This window comes from Lentilitoribacter sp. Alg239-R112 (assembly GCF_900537175.1).
In the GTDB taxonomy this organism is placed as follows: domain Bacteria; phylum Pseudomonadota; class Alphaproteobacteria; order Rhizobiales; family Rhizobiaceae; genus Lentilitoribacter.
In genome coordinates, this window is record NZ_LS999834.1 from 549,486 (window position 1) to 566,789 (window position 17,304).

Genomic DNA, 17,304 nt, shown 5'->3' on the forward strand with positions numbered 1-17,304 from the left:
GCTTTATTTAAACTAGTCATGTCTTATTCCTCCATCACACCAGCTCGACCCATAAGACCGCGAGGACGGGTCAAGAGGACGATAATAGCAACGAGATAAATGATAATTTGGTTGATGCCTGGCAACGTGGTTGTTGCCCATGTGGTAGATGCAAAACTTTCTAAAATACCGAGTAAGAAACCGGCGAGGACAGCTCCCCCAAGTGAACCCATTCCGCCGACAACAACGACAACGAAACTAAGAACGAGAAAGTCCATACCCATGTGATAGTTGGGTGAATTAATCGGTGTATACATTACGCCAGCCAAACCCGCGACCGCAGCTGCGATGCCGAACATCAACGTAAAACGTTTATCAATATCTATGCCAAGAAGACCGACGGTTTCGCGATCAGCCATACCGGCGCGCACAACCATCCCAAATGTTGTAAACTGCAGAAATGCGAAAACAGAGGCGATAACTATAGCAGAGAATGAAAAATAGATCAGGCGCCAGTACGGATATATCACTGCATTTGCTTCAAGACCGATTAACGCGCCGAAATCAAATGAACCAATAAATTGATCCGGTGCGGGTGTCGGAATTGGATTAGCACCAAAATTTGCTTTCACAATTTCTTGGATAACTATGGCAAGTCCAAACGTCACTAGAATCTGATCGGAGTGAGGACGCTTGTAAAAATGCTTTATAAGACCTCGCTCCATTGCCCAACCGATAAAGAGCATTACAGGGATAGCGACAATTATGGCGAGTGGTACTGACCAGTTAATTAAAGCGGTACCAGCAGCTTCACCAAACCAATCCACAACATAGGGCGTCTTGATTTTTAAAGGATTTCCTAAGAAATCAAGCTTTTCAGGATCAAGTGTAATTTTTGAAATACTGAGGGCTCTTTGCAATGTTACAGCAACAAAGGCGCCAAGCATAAACAGCGCGCCATGCGCAAAATTGACAACACCAAGCGTGCCAAAAATGAGAGTTAGCCCCAAGGCGATCAATGCATAAGCAGAACCCTTGTCGAGCCCGTTTAGGATTTGAAGAAGGAATGCGTCCATCGTCCCTGCCCGTTAATTATCAAACAGAGCCCTTTAAAGAGCCAGTTTATTATAAAGAATTGAATATGCTGATGAGCGCGACCAAGCACAAAGCAAGGCCGCGCGCATAAGACTAAACTATACGCCTGGGTTACATTTACCCAGATCACCACCAGCAAACATTGGGTGATCAACAGGGTATTCAACCTGTGCACGTGGAGTAACTTCCACAACTTCCAGAACGTCAAACTCTGATGTCGGGTTGTCTTTACCCTTCACAACTAGAACGTCTTTGAAGCACTGGTGATCTTCCGCACGGTACTCAGTTGCACCATTGCCAAGACCATCAAACTTGAAGCCTTCAAGTGCTTCACCAATACCGCATGGATTGAATGTACCAGCACGTTCACATGCATCAGCATATAGCAATGTCTGACAATACACTGTGTGCGCAGCCTGTGATGGCGGGAAGCCATATTTCTGACCAAATGACTTAACGAATGCTTTTGAACCTTCGTCTTGCAATGACCAGTGCCAGTTGGTTGAACCAAAGATGCCTTTAACGTTCTCACCAGCACCACGAGCCATTAGGCGTGAATACAATGGAACAACAATCTCAAAGTTTTTACCGTTAACTTGCTTGTCACGAAGACCGAACTGAACAGCAGATGTTAGTGAGTTCACCATATTACCACCGTAGTGGTTTAGAACCAGAACATCGGCACCTGAGTTAAGAACAGGAGCAACATAAGACGAAAAGTCAGTTGTTGCGAGCGGTGTCAACACGTTGTTAACAGTCTCCCAACCCTTGCCTTCAGTTGCCTGCTGGATAGACTCTTGCTGTGTCCAACCCCAAGTATAATCAGCTGTAAGGTGATAAGCACGACGATCTTTACCATAACGAGCTTCAAGCACAGGAGCCAAAGCAGCACCTGACATATAACCGTTAAAGAAGTGACGGAAGCCATTGGCTTTCTTATCTTTACCAGTCGTATCATTTGAGTGTGTAAGACCGGCCATAAAGATAACGCCAGCTTCCTGACATAGACCCTGCACAGCAATCGCAACACCTGATGATGAACCACCGGTGATCATGATAGCGCCGTCTTTTTCGATCATAGACTTCGCAGACGCACGCGCCGCATCAGATTTTGTTTGTGTATCACCTGTTACATACTCAACCTTTTTGCCAAGGATACCGTTACCCTTTAGCGCCTTTGATGAGAACGTATTCATCATGCCGCCGTCACCGCCGCCATTTAAATGCTCGACAGCAAGCTCATAAGCACGAAGCTCATCAGCACCCTCGTCAGCATATGGACCACTTTGCGGTACGTTAAAGCCTAATGTGACAGAGCCACCCTTAGGCTCGTTCATGTAAGCACTCGCAGAACCTGTGAAAATCGTAGGCAGAGCAAGACCAGCACCAGCAACGGCACCTGATTGCAATAGACCACGACGAGTTGGTTTAATAATGGACATTAAATTCCTCCCTAATGGATTTAGCCAGAACCTTCCTCCAAAGGTAATGACACCGTGAACGCAAAGACGTTCGTGGCAAAAATGCGCTATATTTGTCAAATTTGCAATAAGCTATTGTCTTTTATATGTTTTTTTGTGTAAAATTTATATAGCAATTCATTTTTTCTGTAAATAAATTTACTAAAATTGGATATGTTACGAAAAACAAAGGACAATTTCCATGCTTCGTTCACTGTTAGGAACACGAATTCGCGAAAGACGCAGACAAAAAAAACTTAGCCAAACGGCTTTAGCGCAAAAAGCAGGGATCTCAGTTTCCTATATGAATTTGATTGAACATAACCACCGAGGCATCGCAGGGCGTACACTTCTGGCAATTGCCGATGCTCTTGAAGTCAGCTCTGAAGAACTATCTGAAGGTGCCGATCATGCCCTCATGACCCACCTTCAAGAGGCAGCTAATTTTGATGGTGATAATAAAGTGGAAGTTAATCGGACTGAGGAATTTATTGGCCGTTTCCCGGGCTGGGCAAAACTAACCGAAACTCTATTTGAGAATGTTCAATCGCAAAACGAAAAACTTCAAGCACTTTCTGATCGTTTGGGCCAGGACCCGTTTTTTGCCGATGCTATGCACATGATGTTATCTAACATCACTGCCATTCAATCGACCTCGGACATTTTGGCAACCACTGACGACATTCCAAAAGCCACAGCCGACAAATTTCTCAATAATATGAGAACTGAAAGTACCCGCCTTGCAGAAACAATCGTAAATCTTCTCGCCTATTTTGATGAAACTAGAAGTGATGAAGCACAAAACCAGACCAAACGAGGACAATCGCAGCTCGATAGCTTTTGGGAAAGTCGTCAGTTTTTTCTGCCTGAGTTAGAACAAGGGCAAGAAAACAAAACCAATATGGATAAGATTCTTAAGGATTTTGATTTTGAGGGCAACAACGAGGAAAGCGATATAGAAGCATCGTTGCGTCGTTATGTGAGTGTTGCTTCCAAGATGCCAGTTGATACATTTTTGGATAATGCCATTCAAAACAATTTTGAACCTATAAGCATTTCCCAAGAACTAAACATTCCAATTGAGGATGTATTTTTTCGTCTTGCTCACTTGCCAGATACATACAAAAATGTCGAACAACCTCAATTTGGATTAATCGAGTGTGATGGTTCCGGAGGCGTTTTATTTCGCAAGCCATTGCAGATACTATCTCTGCCTCGCAAAAGTAGCGCTTGCCCCCTGTGGCCGCTTTACCGGGCTATCAGCCAACCCATGCAGCCAGTTCGCACGTTCATAGAACCACCAACGGGAGAAAGTTTCTTAACTTACTCCTATGCTTATCGTCCTGTTGCAGGTAATTTCAACCTGCCTGGCACGGTGAAAAGCGCAATGATTTTCACTCCGGACTTCCAATTATTTACGCCCGCTCAAGAACGCAAATCCATCCCGTCAATTCAGGTAGGCATTAATTGCGAAGTCTGCCCACGCGATAACTGCACTGCACGACGTTCGAAATCCATTCTCAACATCTAAAACACATGCTTGCGGGCCGGAATAAACCTCGATACTATGATCTGATCTGGGAGGAAACAACATGACGAGAACAGTTCTCTTAATTGAGGACGAGCCGCACATTGTTGAGGCTTTGTCATTTTTGCTATCGCGGGAGGGTTGGAATGTCGACGTTCACAATGATGGTCACGGTGCAGTTGAAAAAATTTTATCTCTACAGCCAAATCTTGTAATTCTTGATGTTATGCTCCCAAACAAGGGCGGCATGGATATTCTTCATGATATACGCAATGAAGTAAACATACGTGATATTCCGGTTTTGATGCTTACAGCAAAAGGCCAACGAAAGGACCGACAAGCGGCAGAAGAAGCTGGTGCCAACCTCTTCATGACCAAACCATTTTCAAATCAAGAGATCGTCCAGAATATCAACAGGCTCGTAACATCATGAGGCGTCTACGAGGCAACGATGAGAAACCCAAGACAGAGCCTCTTTCAACAGATAGAAGCCAGTCAACACAACGAAAGCAACGAGACCTTGCAGCATTATTGCCAATTATCGGTGCATTATTCTTTATATCACCTTTTGTATCGACATTAAGCCCAAGCGAAGAGGCAAATGTCACAGGTACAGCCATCTATATATTTTCTATATGGGCTTTGTTGATCATCTGCGCATTCTTTCTTTCAAGATTACTTCGCACAGGAAAACATGATGAGATCAGGGACAAATAATGCTGTCCTTTAATCTGCTTGTCACCATATGTCTTATTTATGTGATGATTTTGTTCTTTGTCGCTTTCTTAGCTGAACGTCGAGCAAAACAAGGTAACTTGAGTTTTTTTACCTCGCCAATAACCTATACACTCTCGATATCAGTTTATTGCACCGCATGGACTTACTATGGCGCCGTGGGATCAGCGGCTCGTAATGGCTTGGAATTCATTACCATTTATCTCGGTCCTACCCTCGTATTTATCGGTTGGTGGTGGTTATTGCGCAAGCTCGTTCGGATCGGAAATACGCAACGGATTACCTCTATCGCCGATTTAATCTCTGCGCGATATGGTAAGAGCACGACACTTGCGGTCATTATCACAATCCTGTCCGTAGTTGGAACAACACCATACATTGCGCTTCAGTTGCAATCTTTAACATTAAGTTTTTCTGTATTCTCAAATGAAGCGGCAAGCATCGATGCTGCTTCCTCGCCTATTCAAACAGCTCTTTGGGCGGCGGTTGGCCTTGCTGTATTTACGATCATTTTTGGCACGCGAAACCTCGATGCAAATGAACGTCACCATGGTGTTGTCACCGCCATTGCACTTGAAGCAATTGTCAAACTGGTTGCGCTTCTTGCTGTTGGTATATTTGTCGTTTGGGGTGTTGGTGAAGGACCATCAGATATTCTATCTCGCATTCAACCAAGCCTTAATCAAACCCAAGATATCTTTACTCCGCGCTGGGTAACGCTTGTTTTCCTATCTGCAACAGCGGTTATTTGTCTGCCCCGCATGTTTCAAGTTATCGTTGTCGAAAACTCTGACGAAAAACACCTTGCAACAGCGTCATGGGCATTTCCACTTTATCTCTTTTTAATGAGCCTTTTTGTTTTACCAATTGCCATTGCAGGCCTTGATATGCTGCCGACGGGCTCAAATCCCGATCTGTTTGTGCTCACTATACCATTATCTCAAAACCAAGATGCTCTGGCTACATTGGCATTTCTGGGTGGATTTTCATCAGCCACATCCATGGTGATTGTGGCATCAATTGCACTGTCGACGATGGTTTCAAATCATATTGTGCTACCATTATGGCTTAGACTAACACTGCGCCGAAGCCCCACAAGCGAAGATGTTCGCACACTTCTTTTAAGGAGTCGCCGTATTTCCATTGCTGCCATTCTTGGTCTGGGTTTTTTATACTATCAATTTACCAGCGGCACTGGCAGCCTTGCAGCCATTGGCTTGATTGCTTTCTTGGGTGTTGCTCAAATACTACCCGCTCTTCTTGGTGGCTTGTTCTGGGAAAGCTCAACACGAAAAGGCGCGCTATATGGTATTATTTGCGGGTTCATCATATGGGCCTACACCTCATTCCTACCAAGTTTTGATGGCAATTTTATTCTAAGCGAGAGCGCACTCACAAACGGACCGTTTGGTATTGGTTTTCTGCGACCGAGCGCATTATTTTTTGTTAATATCGATGACCCCCTTGTCCATGCGGTTGTCTGGTCACTTGGTATCAACGCACTCGCTTTTATTTTTGGTTCTCTTACAACGCAACCAAGACCCATTGAACGTGTCCAAGCAGGACAATTTATTCACGTTTTCGATCGCGCACAAAGTAGCCGTACACTGACGAGACAAACAACATCAGAAGAATTGCATATTCTCTCCCAACGCATTCTCGGTCATGAAACAACGCGGGAGATTTTTACTCGTGCCTCACGAGAACAACGACACTTACCTGGGAGATTACCTGATCCTACAGATGAATTCATTGGACAGTTGGAACGTGAATTTTCCGGCTCAGTTGGCGCTGCAACTGCCCATGCCATGATTGGCCAGATAGCAAGTGGCGATATAATTTCAGTTGAAGACTTGATCGCAGTGGCCGATGAAACCGCACAAATTATGGAATATTCTGCCCGCCTTCAAGCCCAGTCCACAGAACTCGAAAAAACAGCGGAACAGCTTCGTCGTGCAAACCTCCAATTGCGCGAGCTTAGCGAACAGAAAGATGCATTTTTAAGCCAAGTAAGTCATGAGTTGCGAACACCGATGACGAGCATTCGCTCGTTTGCTGAAATCCTGCGTGATGACAAGAATATTGACGACGCTCAGCTTTCGCATTTCTCTTCCATTATCCACGATGAAAGCATTCGCCTTACATATTTACTCGATGAGATTTTAGATCTCAGTTTTCTCGAGCATGGGCGGGTGCAGCTTAATGTTAAAAAAGTATCGCTTGGCAGCATTATAGAACGAGCAAAAAACTCAACGCAAACCATACGACAGCAATCAAATGCAGTGATAAAGATAGAACCTCAGTTCCTTGTGTTGGAACTTGAAACAGATGCTGATCGTCTCTCTCAGGTCTTCATCAACTTAATTTCCAATGCCATCAAACATTCCGGGCAAACTCAACCGGAGATCCGTTTTAACTGTAAAGTTCAAGAACATTCTCTTTTGATCGAAGTGGCAGACAACGGTAGCGGTATTTCTTCGGAAAATGCTGAGCTGATATTTCAAAAATTTGCAAAATTATCGACTGAACAATCAGCTGGCAGTGCCGGTCTCGGCCTACCTATTAGTCGCGAAATCGTTCGTAATCTTGGCGGTAAACTTTTGTATGTGGGCAATAATCCAGGCGCCGTATTCCATATTATACTGCCAAAAACGACGTCGGATTCAACCCTTGGCACCGATTCGATTGAGGTTGCAGAATAAAACCACGTTAATAATAACGAACGTATCCCTCTGTACATTCTTCCAAGAGGGCTATACTAGGTCAATGAAACAACGATTGAGCAGCAATTCTGCTCCCACGCCAAGACTTATACTTACAAGCCTTTGGCAATATTTTCGAAAAAAAGGTATTTTATGCTCGATATTGATGGGGTTCACCCGGCACTGAGTGGCGCGTTAGATAAACGTGGTTACGAAACCCTCACACCTGTACAAGAAGCTGTCATCGATGAAAGCCTTGCTACAAAAGACCTCTTGGTTTCAGCTCAAACGGGTTCAGGTAAGACTGTGGCTTTTGGTCTTGCGCTTGCGTCGAACTTACTTGGCGATGGAGAACGTTTTCCAAGAGCATCAAAACCACTTGCATTAGTCGTAGCACCAACACGTGAATTGGCACTTCAGGTTCAGCGCGAACTTGAATGGCTTTTTGAAAAAACAGGTGCCGCTATCGCATCATGTGTGGGCGGTATGGATATGCGGACAGAACGGCGCGCACTTGCCCGGGGGAGCCACATCGTTGTTGGAACTCCAGGTCGTTTGCGTGATCATATTGATCGTGGATCGCTGGATATGTCAGAAGCTAAGGCTGTCGTATTAGACGAAGCTGATGAGATGCTAGATCTGGGTTTTCGCGACGATCTCGAGTTTATATTAGAAGCAACACCAGAAGATCGTCGGACTTTAATGTTCTCTGCAACTGTTCCACGTTCGATCCTTAATTTGGCGAAACGTTACCAAAATGACGCCGAACGTATTTCAACAACGTCAGAACGAAGTCAACATGTCGATATCGAATATCGTGCTTTGATGGTCTCACATAGAGATATTGAAAATGGCATTGTTAATGTACTTCGCTATTATGACCCCAAAAACACAATCGTATTTTGTGCAACCCGCGCAGCTGTTGCCCGAATGACATCCCGCTTCTCAAATCGCGGATTTTCCGTTGTTGCACTTTCTGGTGAATTAAGCCAGGAGCAACGAACCCATGCCTTGCAAGCCATGCGTGATGGCCGGGCACGTGTTTGCGTTGCAACTGATGTTGCCGCTCGTGGAATTGACTTGCCCGATCTTGAATTGGTGGTCCATGCGGACCTGCCCAACAACAAAGAAACGCTTCTCCACCGAAGTGGCCGAACTGGCCGTGCTGGACGCAAAGGCGTATGCGCCTTGATGATTGCGGGCAATATGAAATCTCGTGCGGAACGTATGCTCCGCAGCGCAAATGTGAACGCAGAATGGGCACGCCCACCGTCAGCAAAAGAAATTCTTGCGCGCGATGATGAGCGAATTTTAACTGACCCAAGTCTAACCGATAAAATTAATGAGCATGAGAGGGAATTTATCAACCGTCTTATGGCCGAGTTTCCACCGGAACAAATTGCGTCGGCCTTTGTGCGCGGACATCGCGCAAGCAAATCAGCGCCAGAAGAATTGCTAGAAGTTAAGCATTCGGTTTCAGAGACACGAGGTTCAAAACGCGACAATACTGGTGAACGACGCCCAATGGCTGAATTTGAGAACGGCCGCTGGATATCGCTATCGATTGGTCGCAATCAACGTGCAGAGCCACGTTGGATCTTACCAATGATTTGTAAAGCCAGTAATCTGACCAAACGAAACATTGGCTCCATTAAAATTCGTAATGACGAAACATTCATTGAAATTTCTGAACATAGTTTCGATGATTTTATGAATGCAGTCGGCCCTAACCTTACATTGGAGAAGAGCATACGTGTTCGCGCAGTCGAGGGCGTGCCTAATTTTGATCAAGAGCAAACTCGTCGCGAGCGTGGTCGTGGAGGACCAAAATCTGAGGGCAGACCACGGAGTAATTCTCGACCACAGCCTAATGGTGACCGAGGATCAGAGAAAAAGTGGGACAAACCAAAATGGGATAAGCCAAAACGCGGAAAACCGGGTGACCGCCGCGATGACCGTGGACCACAATCAGAACGTGACGAGCAGGCCCCTGATAAACGTGCCCCCCGCAAAGGCAACAAGGGTGCCGCATCTAGACAAGATCATAAAAGTGAAAACCGCCGTAACCGCGAAAAAGCATTGGAAGAATTATCAGCTAAATCTGATTCTCCTGCCAAAAAACCCAAGAAGCCTAAGAAGTCAAAAACCGTCAAATTCACCGGATTGAAAAAGAAGGGCGAACGCGCAAGCTCTGATAGTCGTCCCAAAGACGGTCAAAGCGATGGATCAAAAGGCGGGATGGCGCCTCGCAAAAGATCACCGAAATCTGCAGATTAGATAAAAGGCCCGATCCATTATCGGGCCTTCCTTATTACCTGGTTAGCTAGCCTTGCTGTATATCAACAACAACGCGACCCTTTATCTGGCCTTTTAAGATATCTTTGCCCAGCTGTGGCAAGTCCGATAATCCTGCAGGAACGATCATATCTTCAAGTTTTTCCATCGGAAGATCTTTTGCAATACGGTGCCAAGCTTCCACGCGCTTCTCATAGGGCTGCATCACACTATCAATGCCTAAAATATTGACACCTCGAAGTAAAAACGGAATAACCGTTGCGGGCAAAGCTGCACCACCTGCAAGACCTACCGATGCAACGGATCCACCATACTTCATCTGCCCTAGAAGACGCGCAAGCATTTCTCCACCTACAGCATCAATACAGCCAGCCCACATTTCTTTTTCAAGCGGTTTTTTAATGGCTTCATTGATTTCATCACGTGGTACAATTTGGGTAACACCCAAGGACTTCAGATAGTCTGCCGTTTCGGGTCGACCTGTAACACCTGCAACTTCATAACCAAGGTTGGCTAGAATTGCTGTCGCAACTGACCCAACACCACCTGCCGCTCCAGTGATCAACACAGGACCATTATCTGGTTTTAAGCCATGAGCTTCCAAAGCCATAACAGATAACATAGATGTGAATCCGGCAGTTCCGACCGCCATTGCCTGTTTGGTTGTCAATCCTTCAGGCAGGTGAACAAGCCAATCGGCATTAACCCGCGCCTTTTGTGAATATCCGCCCCAATATGCTTCGCCCACACGCCAACCCGTCAACACCACCTTATCACCAGGCGCATATCGATCATCATCTGAACTTTCAACAGTTCCAGCAAGATCTATCCCCGGCACATGAGGATAGTTTCGAACTAAACCGCCGCCAGGCCCAATGCATAGGCCATCTTTATAATTTACGGTGGAATACTCAACCGCGACAGTGACATTCCCCTCAGGCAAATCAGCCTCGGAAATCGTTTTGATTGCAGCGGAGGTTTTACCTTCGTCATCCTTGTCTACAACAAGTGCTTTAAAAGCCATTGATATCTCCTATTTATTTCCACTACTTATGACTGTTTCCGGCCCAAATGCAATAAATTTTAGAACGTGTAGACTCATTCTAAGCGACGCAAAAATAGAGTGAAACCAAGTGGGTGAACAGGTTCAACTAACAATCTACTTGCTGATAAGGCAATTAATCGCCGATCTCCATTCGCCATATTTATGATCTCGAGTTGCGTCACTCATCGAGGCTTCAAAACGTCGTTCAAGCTTCCAAGAATTTGCAAATTCATCCATATCTGGCCATGTGCCGCTTTTCATACCTGCAAGCCATGCTGCGCCGAGTGCCGTTGTTTCCAGCACGGTTGGACGATCAATAGGTGCATTTAGTATGTCAGACAAGAATTGCATCGTCCAATCGCTGGCAACCATGCCACCATCGACGCGCAACGTCACATCATCAAGCTCGCGACCCCAATCATCCTGCATGGCTTCAATCAAATCACGCGTTTGATAACAAGCTGCTTCCAAAGCTGCCTTGGCAATTTCATTTGGACCTGTGCTGCGTGTAAGGCCAAACATTGCACCACGCACATCAGCATTCCAATAGGGTGCACCTAAGCCTGCAAATGCTGGTACCAATACTACATTTTGCTCGCTATCTGCCTGACTTGCCAGTTTACCAGTCTGTTCCGCACTATCGATAATTTTCAAACCATCGCGCAACCACTGAACAGCTGCACCAGCAATAAAGATTGATCCCTCAAGAGCATATGTTGTCTTGCCGTTAAGTTGATAGGCAATCGTTGTCAGCATTCGATTTTTGGAAGGAACAATGTTCTCACCCGTATTAAGCATCATGAAACAACCCGTTCCATAGGTAGATTTCACCATGCCGGGTTTAAAACAAGCTTGCCCCAATGTCGCTGCATGCTGATCGCCGGCAATACCAAGCACGGGAATAGAAGCACCAAACAAAGCCTTGTCAGTCTCGCCAAAATTAGAAGCTGTATCTTCGACACTTGGCAGCAAAGCACGAGGCACTTCAAACAGTGCCAGCAGTTCATCATCCCACGAGCCATCACGAATGTTGTAAATCAACGTTCGTGCAGCATTTGTGGCATCGGTTTTATGCGATTTTCCGCCAGTTAGTTTCCAAAGGAGATAGGTATCAATTGTTCCGAATAACAATTTTCCATTTTCAGCCTTTGCGCGTGCGCCGTCGACATTCTCCAGTAGCCATCTAATTTTTGTCGCAGAGAAATACGGATCGAGCAGAAGGCCTGTTTTGGCTGTAACTTTTTCTTCAACCCCATTGGCCTTTAGTGAGGCACAATATTCAGATGTTCGACGATCCTGCCACACAATCGCTTTATGAATAGGTTCGCCACTATCTTTATCCCAAATGACTACTGTTTCTCGCTGATTGGTAATGCCAATGCCCGCGATTGAAGATGCCTCAATGCCCGCTTTTGCGATTGCATTTCTTGATGTTTCAAGGACTGTTTTCCAAATCTCTTCGGCCTCATGCTCTACCCATCCTGACGATGGGAAGTGCTGGGTGAACTCCATCTGATCTGATGCAATGGGTGAATAGTTACCGTCAAAGATGATAGAACGTGTTGATGTTGTTCCCTGATCAATTGCTAGAATATAGCTCGCCATTTTGCCTCCCAAGACAATCATTGTGTACGCATATGCGATTTGTAAACTGAATTTAATTCAAGCATTACAGAAAAGCGAGCGCGGTTGCACTAATTTTTTAGTAGATGTAAAAATACGTCACCAAATAAAAAAGGATGGTGATTATCACAATCATCCATCCTCAATATTTACAGTACTTCAATCAATTACTATTTGATCGGAACAACTTTATCGCCTTCATCTTGTGAAGCATCTTCGGCACGACTGTCTGCAATACGTTGTTCATCATCAAGTCGAGCTTGCTTGCGAAGATCGGCATTTTCACTTTCAAGATTTCTCAAGCGCTTTTCAAACATTGACGTCGTAGATTTGAAGTCATTCTGGATTGCATCAATGGTCTTCTCCGCAGATTCTTTCTGCGAGTAAACATTCGCATTCTCTTCGCGGAGCATATTCAACTCATCTTGCAGTTTTTTATTCTTATCAAGAAGATCAGCATGACGATTATCCATCTCAGTCTGCAAATCAGTAAAAATTTGAGACCTAGCACCGGATTCAGAAAGCTGTTCGTTCAAGGATTTGATCACGACATCTTTCTGGCTAATATCAAGTGCCAATTGAACATTTTCCTTGCGAACTTCAGCTGTCCGCTGGCTATCTACACGTGATCGAGCACGCGCTTCTTCCAGTATACCTTCCATAGTACGGGCACGAGTTCGCGCGGATTCAAGCTCGTTATTAAGAGCTCGGTTGCTCTCTTCACGGGCACGAACAATATGTTCATTTTCCTTGCTAAGGCCTGCAATTTCCAGCGAAAGCTGATTAATTTTGTTCTCAGCTTGCTCCAACTTTGCTTCGCCGACTTTTAATATCGTATCTTTACTTGCAAGTTCTTCGCGCAATGACTGGCTGGCTTTTTCAAGCTCGACCTTTGCTCTCTGCAAAAAGTCCGTTTTTGCTTCAAGTGTACTCAAAGTTTCCCGAGTTTCTTGAAGTTTGCCATCATAATCAGAGTTTGCTTTTTCAAGAGATGTTTTCTGAGAAATTAACTTTTCTACAGTCGCATCCAGTACATCTTTCTCTTTTGCAAGGCTTTTGGCGATAGGTGTTATTTTTTCAAGTTTCTTTTCAGATTCAAAAACACGCGCCTTAAATTCCCGAAGATCCGCTTCCGCATTAACTCGGTAATCCTGCATCACTTTTAGATTGCGAGACTCTTGATCAAGTTTCATTTTCAGCGTTTCTTCGCGCTCTCGAAGACGTACAACATCATTCTCATAACGTAAGGCTGTTTCTTTGTAGCGCTGACACTCATTATTTAACTCTGAGTTTTTTCCCTCAAGCTCGGCACGTGCCACACGCATTTCTTCGTGACTTTGTGTCATTTTCCGGAAAAAAGCTGGAATTTTATCCAAGGAAACAAGAGCATCTTTGTAGTCCGCAACCAGAATGTCATATTCACTCTCTGATGTTGCGCGTCTTAATTCGGTAACATTATTGGATTCTAGATCTTGCATTTCCGGCTCACCTTCATTGCGATTTGAATTAAAAAGTCGAATCATTACAAAACCTCTTAGAATTATTTTTATGATTTTCAGGCTGTTTATAGCACATTTAGGCTTATTATTTCCTGGTTCTGACCGTAACTCGCGAATCTATTTGAGCAAACAGTACCGTTTCAAATTTATCCGAAGCTGTATCCTAAGTTGAGGATAACGTCGCGACATCATTTCGTAAGAAAATATGAAGCAAAAATATACCTCAATTAATATTACGACGGGTAAAAAAGTGAGTCAATGTTATTAAAATATTAATAATTCAAAACTTTCAACCCTACAGGCACTTGTGCACTAAACACAGAAAAACCTGAGAGCTATCGCGACAAGGTCGAACTGCGCGGGGTAGAGACAAAATCGTGCACCAGAGTACAAACGTTACGTGATGATTAGGCTTAAATGGGCATTGATTTGTAAATCAACCAAGATAAAGTTGAGTTGCATGCATAAATCTATCTGTTAAGCGTTCGCATGCCATGCTTGAGTATCCAACGGGTAGATGGGCTGTCGACATTCTTCCAATTTTCAGCAAGCTGCCTGATGCGATCAGGATGATCTTTCGATACATCATTAATCAAATTTGCAATCGATTTCCGCACATATTTGGACGTATCCTCTTTCAGCGGCTCAACAAGTTTGAGCATTGGTTCTGGGTTATTGATAAACGTGTTTAGCTGTTTTGCCCAAGGTAATCGTGGGCGCCCCCCTTCTACTGCCAACCTTCGAACATGCGCGTTCTGCGATTGTGCCCAGTTATTCATATATTGCAAAGCTTTTGCCGTATCACGTTCAATATACGGTCGAACAGAATATTCAGATGTATGTCGCATGGTTATCTTCTCATTCAACCCCATGGAGATATCAAAGTGTTCTATACCAAACTCTTCAACCAAACGGGCAATCGGCATAAGCCAGTATCCCTTGATAAACATACCCTCTTCTGTTTCGAGTGGTGCACCCAGAGAATATTCCAGCACCTCGCCAGCTTTTGAATAGTCATCAGGAAGTTGATCGCGGAGGGCCTTCGCCATCAGATAGACACGATCTTTCAATTCTAGACCATTGACTCCTTCATCGACTTCATCCGCATATTTTTCCGTGTCAAAATTGTCATAATTCGGCTCAATCGCCGCACCAATCCTAAGTGCACAATCACGATCAAACCATTCCTTAAGTTTCTTTGCCATTAGTGTCGCCTTTCTAGCATGCAAAGTTTCTGTTCACCAAAGGCCTTAACTGCAATCTATGAGCGGCAAGTTATGCTGGGCACGTCTCATCAAGACAGTCCGAAGAGGATCTCTGTGTGCAGAAAATTAACATACATTCTGTATGTATGCAACAATTTTGTAGATCGACACCATCAGGACAAATACCTTATCAGCGTGAAAAATAGAGTCGCTCCTAGACAACATCCGACACTCTTTTGACGATCAAGCCACACCAAAGCAACGAACAACCTCGACAAGCGGTTTTATTTTCAAACCTTCCCGTATATCGTGCATACATAGGTAAAATTGATGAACCCGAATCATTTTAATGCATCTCAGACAGGAATATCGATGAAGGCATTCCAGGTTTTCTATCTTTTTATTTTCATTTTTTTCTATTCGCTCAACACGTACATTTTTGCACAATCGGAAAAATGTATGTTCTCAGAAACAACAATAGATGGAAAAATTTTGGAGTTTGTGAAACATGCTACACCAAAAAAACCAAACTATGTTGGCGGCAATGCAGTGAAACTACTGAAGGAAATTTCCTATACAGATTGTTCTGGTGAAAAGCATATCGTTGAGCAAGGGACGACATTCAAAAACTTATCAATTCCCATCGAAGCATGGAACACTCTTGGCTACCAATCACCATGGTCAGGAAAACTTCAACGCCCTGTTATTCTCCATGATCACTTGTGTAGAAATACATGGCATACTTTAGAACAAGTACATCAGATATTTTTTGAGGCATTGCAATCTGAAGGCGTTGATAAATTTCAATCGTTGCTTCTATATTCAGCAGCATACCTTTTCGGACCTCAATGGGCACCTCAAGATGGTGCGACGCATCAACCAAAATACAGACAGAGCGTACTGCAGCTCATTTCTCAACTTATTGCAGGTGACAAAACTTTGGGCTCATATATCGAACACACTGTCGCGCCACCGCTCGAAACCGGCACAACTTATGTCGCAGGATCTGCCACAGTCTATTATATGGAAGATATTGATCGCACCAAATTAACAGATGACAGGTTGCTGGCCGATATCAAAGCAATTGGAGCTATTCTCACGCAATTATCTGACCATCAGATCCATAAACTTAGTGAAGACGGGATATTCGTCCTGGCGGGATGAAACCTAGATTTAATATCCCCATACGCAATCCTAGTTTAGAAAATGGCCTAGTTTGGGAAATGATCTAGTTTGGGAAATGGTGGAGCATAGCGGGATCGAACCGCTGACCTCTTCGCTGCCAGCGAAGCGCTCTCCCAGCTGAGCTAATGCCCCATAATTGCCGGACCTGAGTATCCGGCAGGGTAATTTAAATTCAACCCTACTTTAAAAGGGCCAGACAGATGGCAATCTGCAAAATTAACTTTCATCACCATCGTCAGAAACAACAACAAGGTCAGATAGATCATCATCATCATCTTCATCTGTCACGAGGAATGTGTCATCAGCAGGTTCGCCAATAGTTTCATCATCATCATCGTCATCAAGATCTGGAATATCTTTAACACCGGCTGTTTCATCGTCGGCATCTTCCAAGCTTACAATTTCCACACCATCATCATCCAATTCAGGTGTTGTTGCTTCCGCGGCATCTTCTTTTGTTTCTGCTTCGTCTTTTACTTCTTCTACAGCAGGCTCTTCTTCCTCTGGCTCTTCAAAGAAAGATAAAGGATAGCTTTGACCCGAGTAGGGAGAAACAATCGGATCACGATTTAGATCGTAAAATTTACGATCGGTTTCAGGACACACACGTTTTGTTCCAAGTTCAGGTTTAGCCAATTCATTGCCTCTTTATAATCAGTAATGGTGCGTCTAGTGACACATACGCAGCCAAATTTTTAGATTGTTAGCGAACCCTTAAACACCTTCCGGCGAAATTGTCAAAGCCAAAGTGCACAAAATTCGAACTTAGGCTAAAAATGCACTTCCTATGCGGCTCAAAAGCAATTTCAAGATGACAAAATGGATACGCTATGCTAATTGCCGTTTTGCGAACTGACGGATGATGAGGTTTCATACGGAGAACCAATACACCTCTCCCATCCAAATTTATATGGCTACTCTATATGACTACAGGCCAAATTCATAAGATCACA

At 44.3% G+C, this 17,304-nt stretch carries 13 protein-coding genes and 1 tRNA gene; 6 read left to right on the forward strand and 8 right to left on the reverse strand.

The features are described from left to right. Positions 1-23: 23 nt before the first annotated feature. The gene (locus G3W54_RS15915; RefSeq protein WP_162654253.1) at positions 24-1,055 is read right to left on the reverse strand and encodes a branched-chain amino acid ABC transporter permease; all 1,032 of its coding nucleotides are present in this window, start codon (positions 1,053-1,055) and stop codon (positions 24-26) included. Between the two features lie 117 nt (positions 1,056-1,172). Beyond that, on the reverse strand, positions 1,173-2,516 hold the full coding sequence (locus tag G3W54_RS15920) for a substrate-binding protein (RefSeq protein WP_162654254.1): 1,344 nt from the start codon (positions 2,514-2,516) through the stop codon (positions 1,173-1,175). Between the two features lie 220 nt (positions 2,517-2,736). On the opposite strand from G3W54_RS15920, the gene G3W54_RS15925 reads away from it, so the two are divergent. From G3W54_RS15925 to G3W54_RS15945, 5 genes are all read left to right on the forward strand, one after another. Further along, a complete protein-coding gene (locus G3W54_RS15925) occupies positions 2,737-4,065 on the forward strand; it encodes an XRE family transcriptional regulator (protein WP_162654255.1) in 1,329 nt (442 codons plus the stop codon). Between the two features lie 61 nt (positions 4,066-4,126). Next, the gene (locus tag G3W54_RS15930) at positions 4,127-4,495 is read left to right on the forward strand and encodes a response regulator (protein ID WP_162654256.1); all 369 of its coding nucleotides are present in this window, start codon (positions 4,127-4,129) and stop codon (positions 4,493-4,495) included. Continuing rightward, positions 4,492-4,779: a hypothetical protein gene (locus G3W54_RS15935; RefSeq protein ID WP_162654257.1), complete on the forward strand. Its 288-nt coding sequence runs from the start codon at positions 4,492-4,494 to the stop codon at positions 4,777-4,779. The genes G3W54_RS15930 and G3W54_RS15935 overlap by 4 nt, the downstream gene beginning before the upstream one ends. Further along, positions 4,779-7,499 (forward strand): ATP-binding protein, encoded by a 2,721-nt coding sequence (locus G3W54_RS15940; protein ID WP_162654258.1) that lies wholly within the window; start codon positions 4,779-4,781, stop codon positions 7,497-7,499. The genes G3W54_RS15935 and G3W54_RS15940 overlap by 1 nt, the downstream gene beginning before the upstream one ends. 153 nt (positions 7,500-7,652) lie before the next feature. Then, the gene (locus tag G3W54_RS15945) at positions 7,653-9,776 is read left to right on the forward strand and encodes a DEAD/DEAH box helicase (RefSeq protein WP_162654259.1); all 2,124 of its coding nucleotides are present in this window, start codon (positions 7,653-7,655) and stop codon (positions 9,774-9,776) included. Between the two features lie 46 nt (positions 9,777-9,822). On the opposite strand, the gene acuI is transcribed toward G3W54_RS15945, so the two are convergent. From acuI to G3W54_RS15965, 4 genes are all read right to left on the reverse strand, one after another. Then, a complete protein-coding gene (gene acuI, locus G3W54_RS15950) occupies positions 9,823-10,818 on the reverse strand; it encodes an acryloyl-CoA reductase (protein WP_162654260.1) in 996 nt (331 codons plus the stop codon). Positions 10,819-10,953: 135 nt separating this feature from the next. Beyond that, a complete protein-coding gene (gene glpK, locus G3W54_RS15955) occupies positions 10,954-12,444 on the reverse strand; it encodes a glycerol kinase GlpK (protein WP_162654261.1) in 1,491 nt (496 codons plus the stop codon). Positions 12,445-12,632: 188 nt separating this feature from the next. Beyond that, a complete protein-coding gene (locus G3W54_RS15960) occupies positions 12,633-13,985 on the reverse strand; it encodes a hypothetical protein (protein WP_162654262.1) in 1,353 nt (450 codons plus the stop codon). Between the two features lie 446 nt (positions 13,986-14,431). Further along, entirely contained in the window at positions 14,432-15,166 is a 735-nt protein-coding gene (locus G3W54_RS15965) for a DNA alkylation repair protein (protein WP_162654263.1), read from the reverse strand. A gap of 459 nt (positions 15,167-15,625) precedes the next feature. Between G3W54_RS15965 and G3W54_RS15970 the strand changes: the two genes are divergently transcribed. Beyond that, the gene (locus tag G3W54_RS15970) at positions 15,626-16,330 is read left to right on the forward strand and encodes a DUF1353 domain-containing protein (protein ID WP_162654264.1); all 705 of its coding nucleotides are present in this window, start codon (positions 15,626-15,628) and stop codon (positions 16,328-16,330) included. A 77-nt stretch (positions 16,331-16,407) separates the two neighbouring features. Here G3W54_RS15970 and G3W54_RS15975 read toward each other — a convergent pair. Both G3W54_RS15975 and G3W54_RS15980 read right to left on the reverse strand, forming a co-directional pair. Continuing rightward, a tRNA-Ala gene (locus G3W54_RS15975) sits at positions 16,408-16,483 on the reverse strand. 84 nt (positions 16,484-16,567) lie between these two features. Continuing rightward, positions 16,568-16,987, reverse strand: a complete 420-nt coding sequence (locus G3W54_RS15980; RefSeq protein ID WP_162654265.1) for a TIGR02300 family protein — start codon at positions 16,985-16,987, stop codon at positions 16,568-16,570. Positions 16,988-17,304: the final 317 nt, after the last annotated feature.

What these genes read in the sequence shown, in the direction of transcription:
- G3W54_RS15915 (WP_162654253.1), bottom strand. Translation starts at nt 1,055, where the DNA reads ATGGACGCATTCCTTCTTCAAATCCTAAACGGGCTCGACAAGGGTTCT.
- G3W54_RS15920 (WP_162654254.1), bottom strand. Translation starts at nt 2,516, where the DNA reads ATGTCCATTATTAAACCAACTCGTCGTGGTCTATTGCAATCAGGTGCC.
- G3W54_RS15925 (WP_162654255.1), top strand. Translation starts at nt 2,737, where the DNA reads ATGCTTCGTTCACTGTTAGGAACACGAATTCGCGAAAGACGCAGACAA.
- G3W54_RS15930 (WP_162654256.1), top strand. Translation starts at nt 4,127, where the DNA reads ATGACGAGAACAGTTCTCTTAATTGAGGACGAGCCGCACATTGTTGAG.
- G3W54_RS15935 (WP_162654257.1), top strand. Translation starts at nt 4,492, where the DNA reads ATGAGGCGTCTACGAGGCAACGATGAGAAACCCAAGACAGAGCCTCTT.
- G3W54_RS15940 (WP_162654258.1), top strand. Translation starts at nt 4,779, where the DNA reads ATGCTGTCCTTTAATCTGCTTGTCACCATATGTCTTATTTATGTGATG.
- G3W54_RS15945 (WP_162654259.1), top strand. Translation starts at nt 7,653, where the DNA reads ATGCTCGATATTGATGGGGTTCACCCGGCACTGAGTGGCGCGTTAGAT.
- acuI (WP_162654260.1), bottom strand. Translation starts at nt 10,818, where the DNA reads ATGGCTTTTAAAGCACTTGTTGTAGACAAGGATGACGAAGGTAAAACC.
- glpK (WP_162654261.1), bottom strand. Translation starts at nt 12,444, where the DNA reads ATGGCGAGCTATATTCTAGCAATTGATCAGGGAACAACATCAACACGT.
- G3W54_RS15960 (WP_162654262.1), bottom strand. Translation starts at nt 13,985, where the DNA reads ATGATTCGACTTTTTAATTCAAATCGCAATGAAGGTGAGCCGGAAATG.
- G3W54_RS15965 (WP_162654263.1), bottom strand. Translation starts at nt 15,166, where the DNA reads ATGGCAAAGAAACTTAAGGAATGGTTTGATCGTGATTGTGCACTTAGG.
- G3W54_RS15970 (WP_162654264.1), top strand. Translation starts at nt 15,626, where the DNA reads ATGTTCTCAGAAACAACAATAGATGGAAAAATTTTGGAGTTTGTGAAA.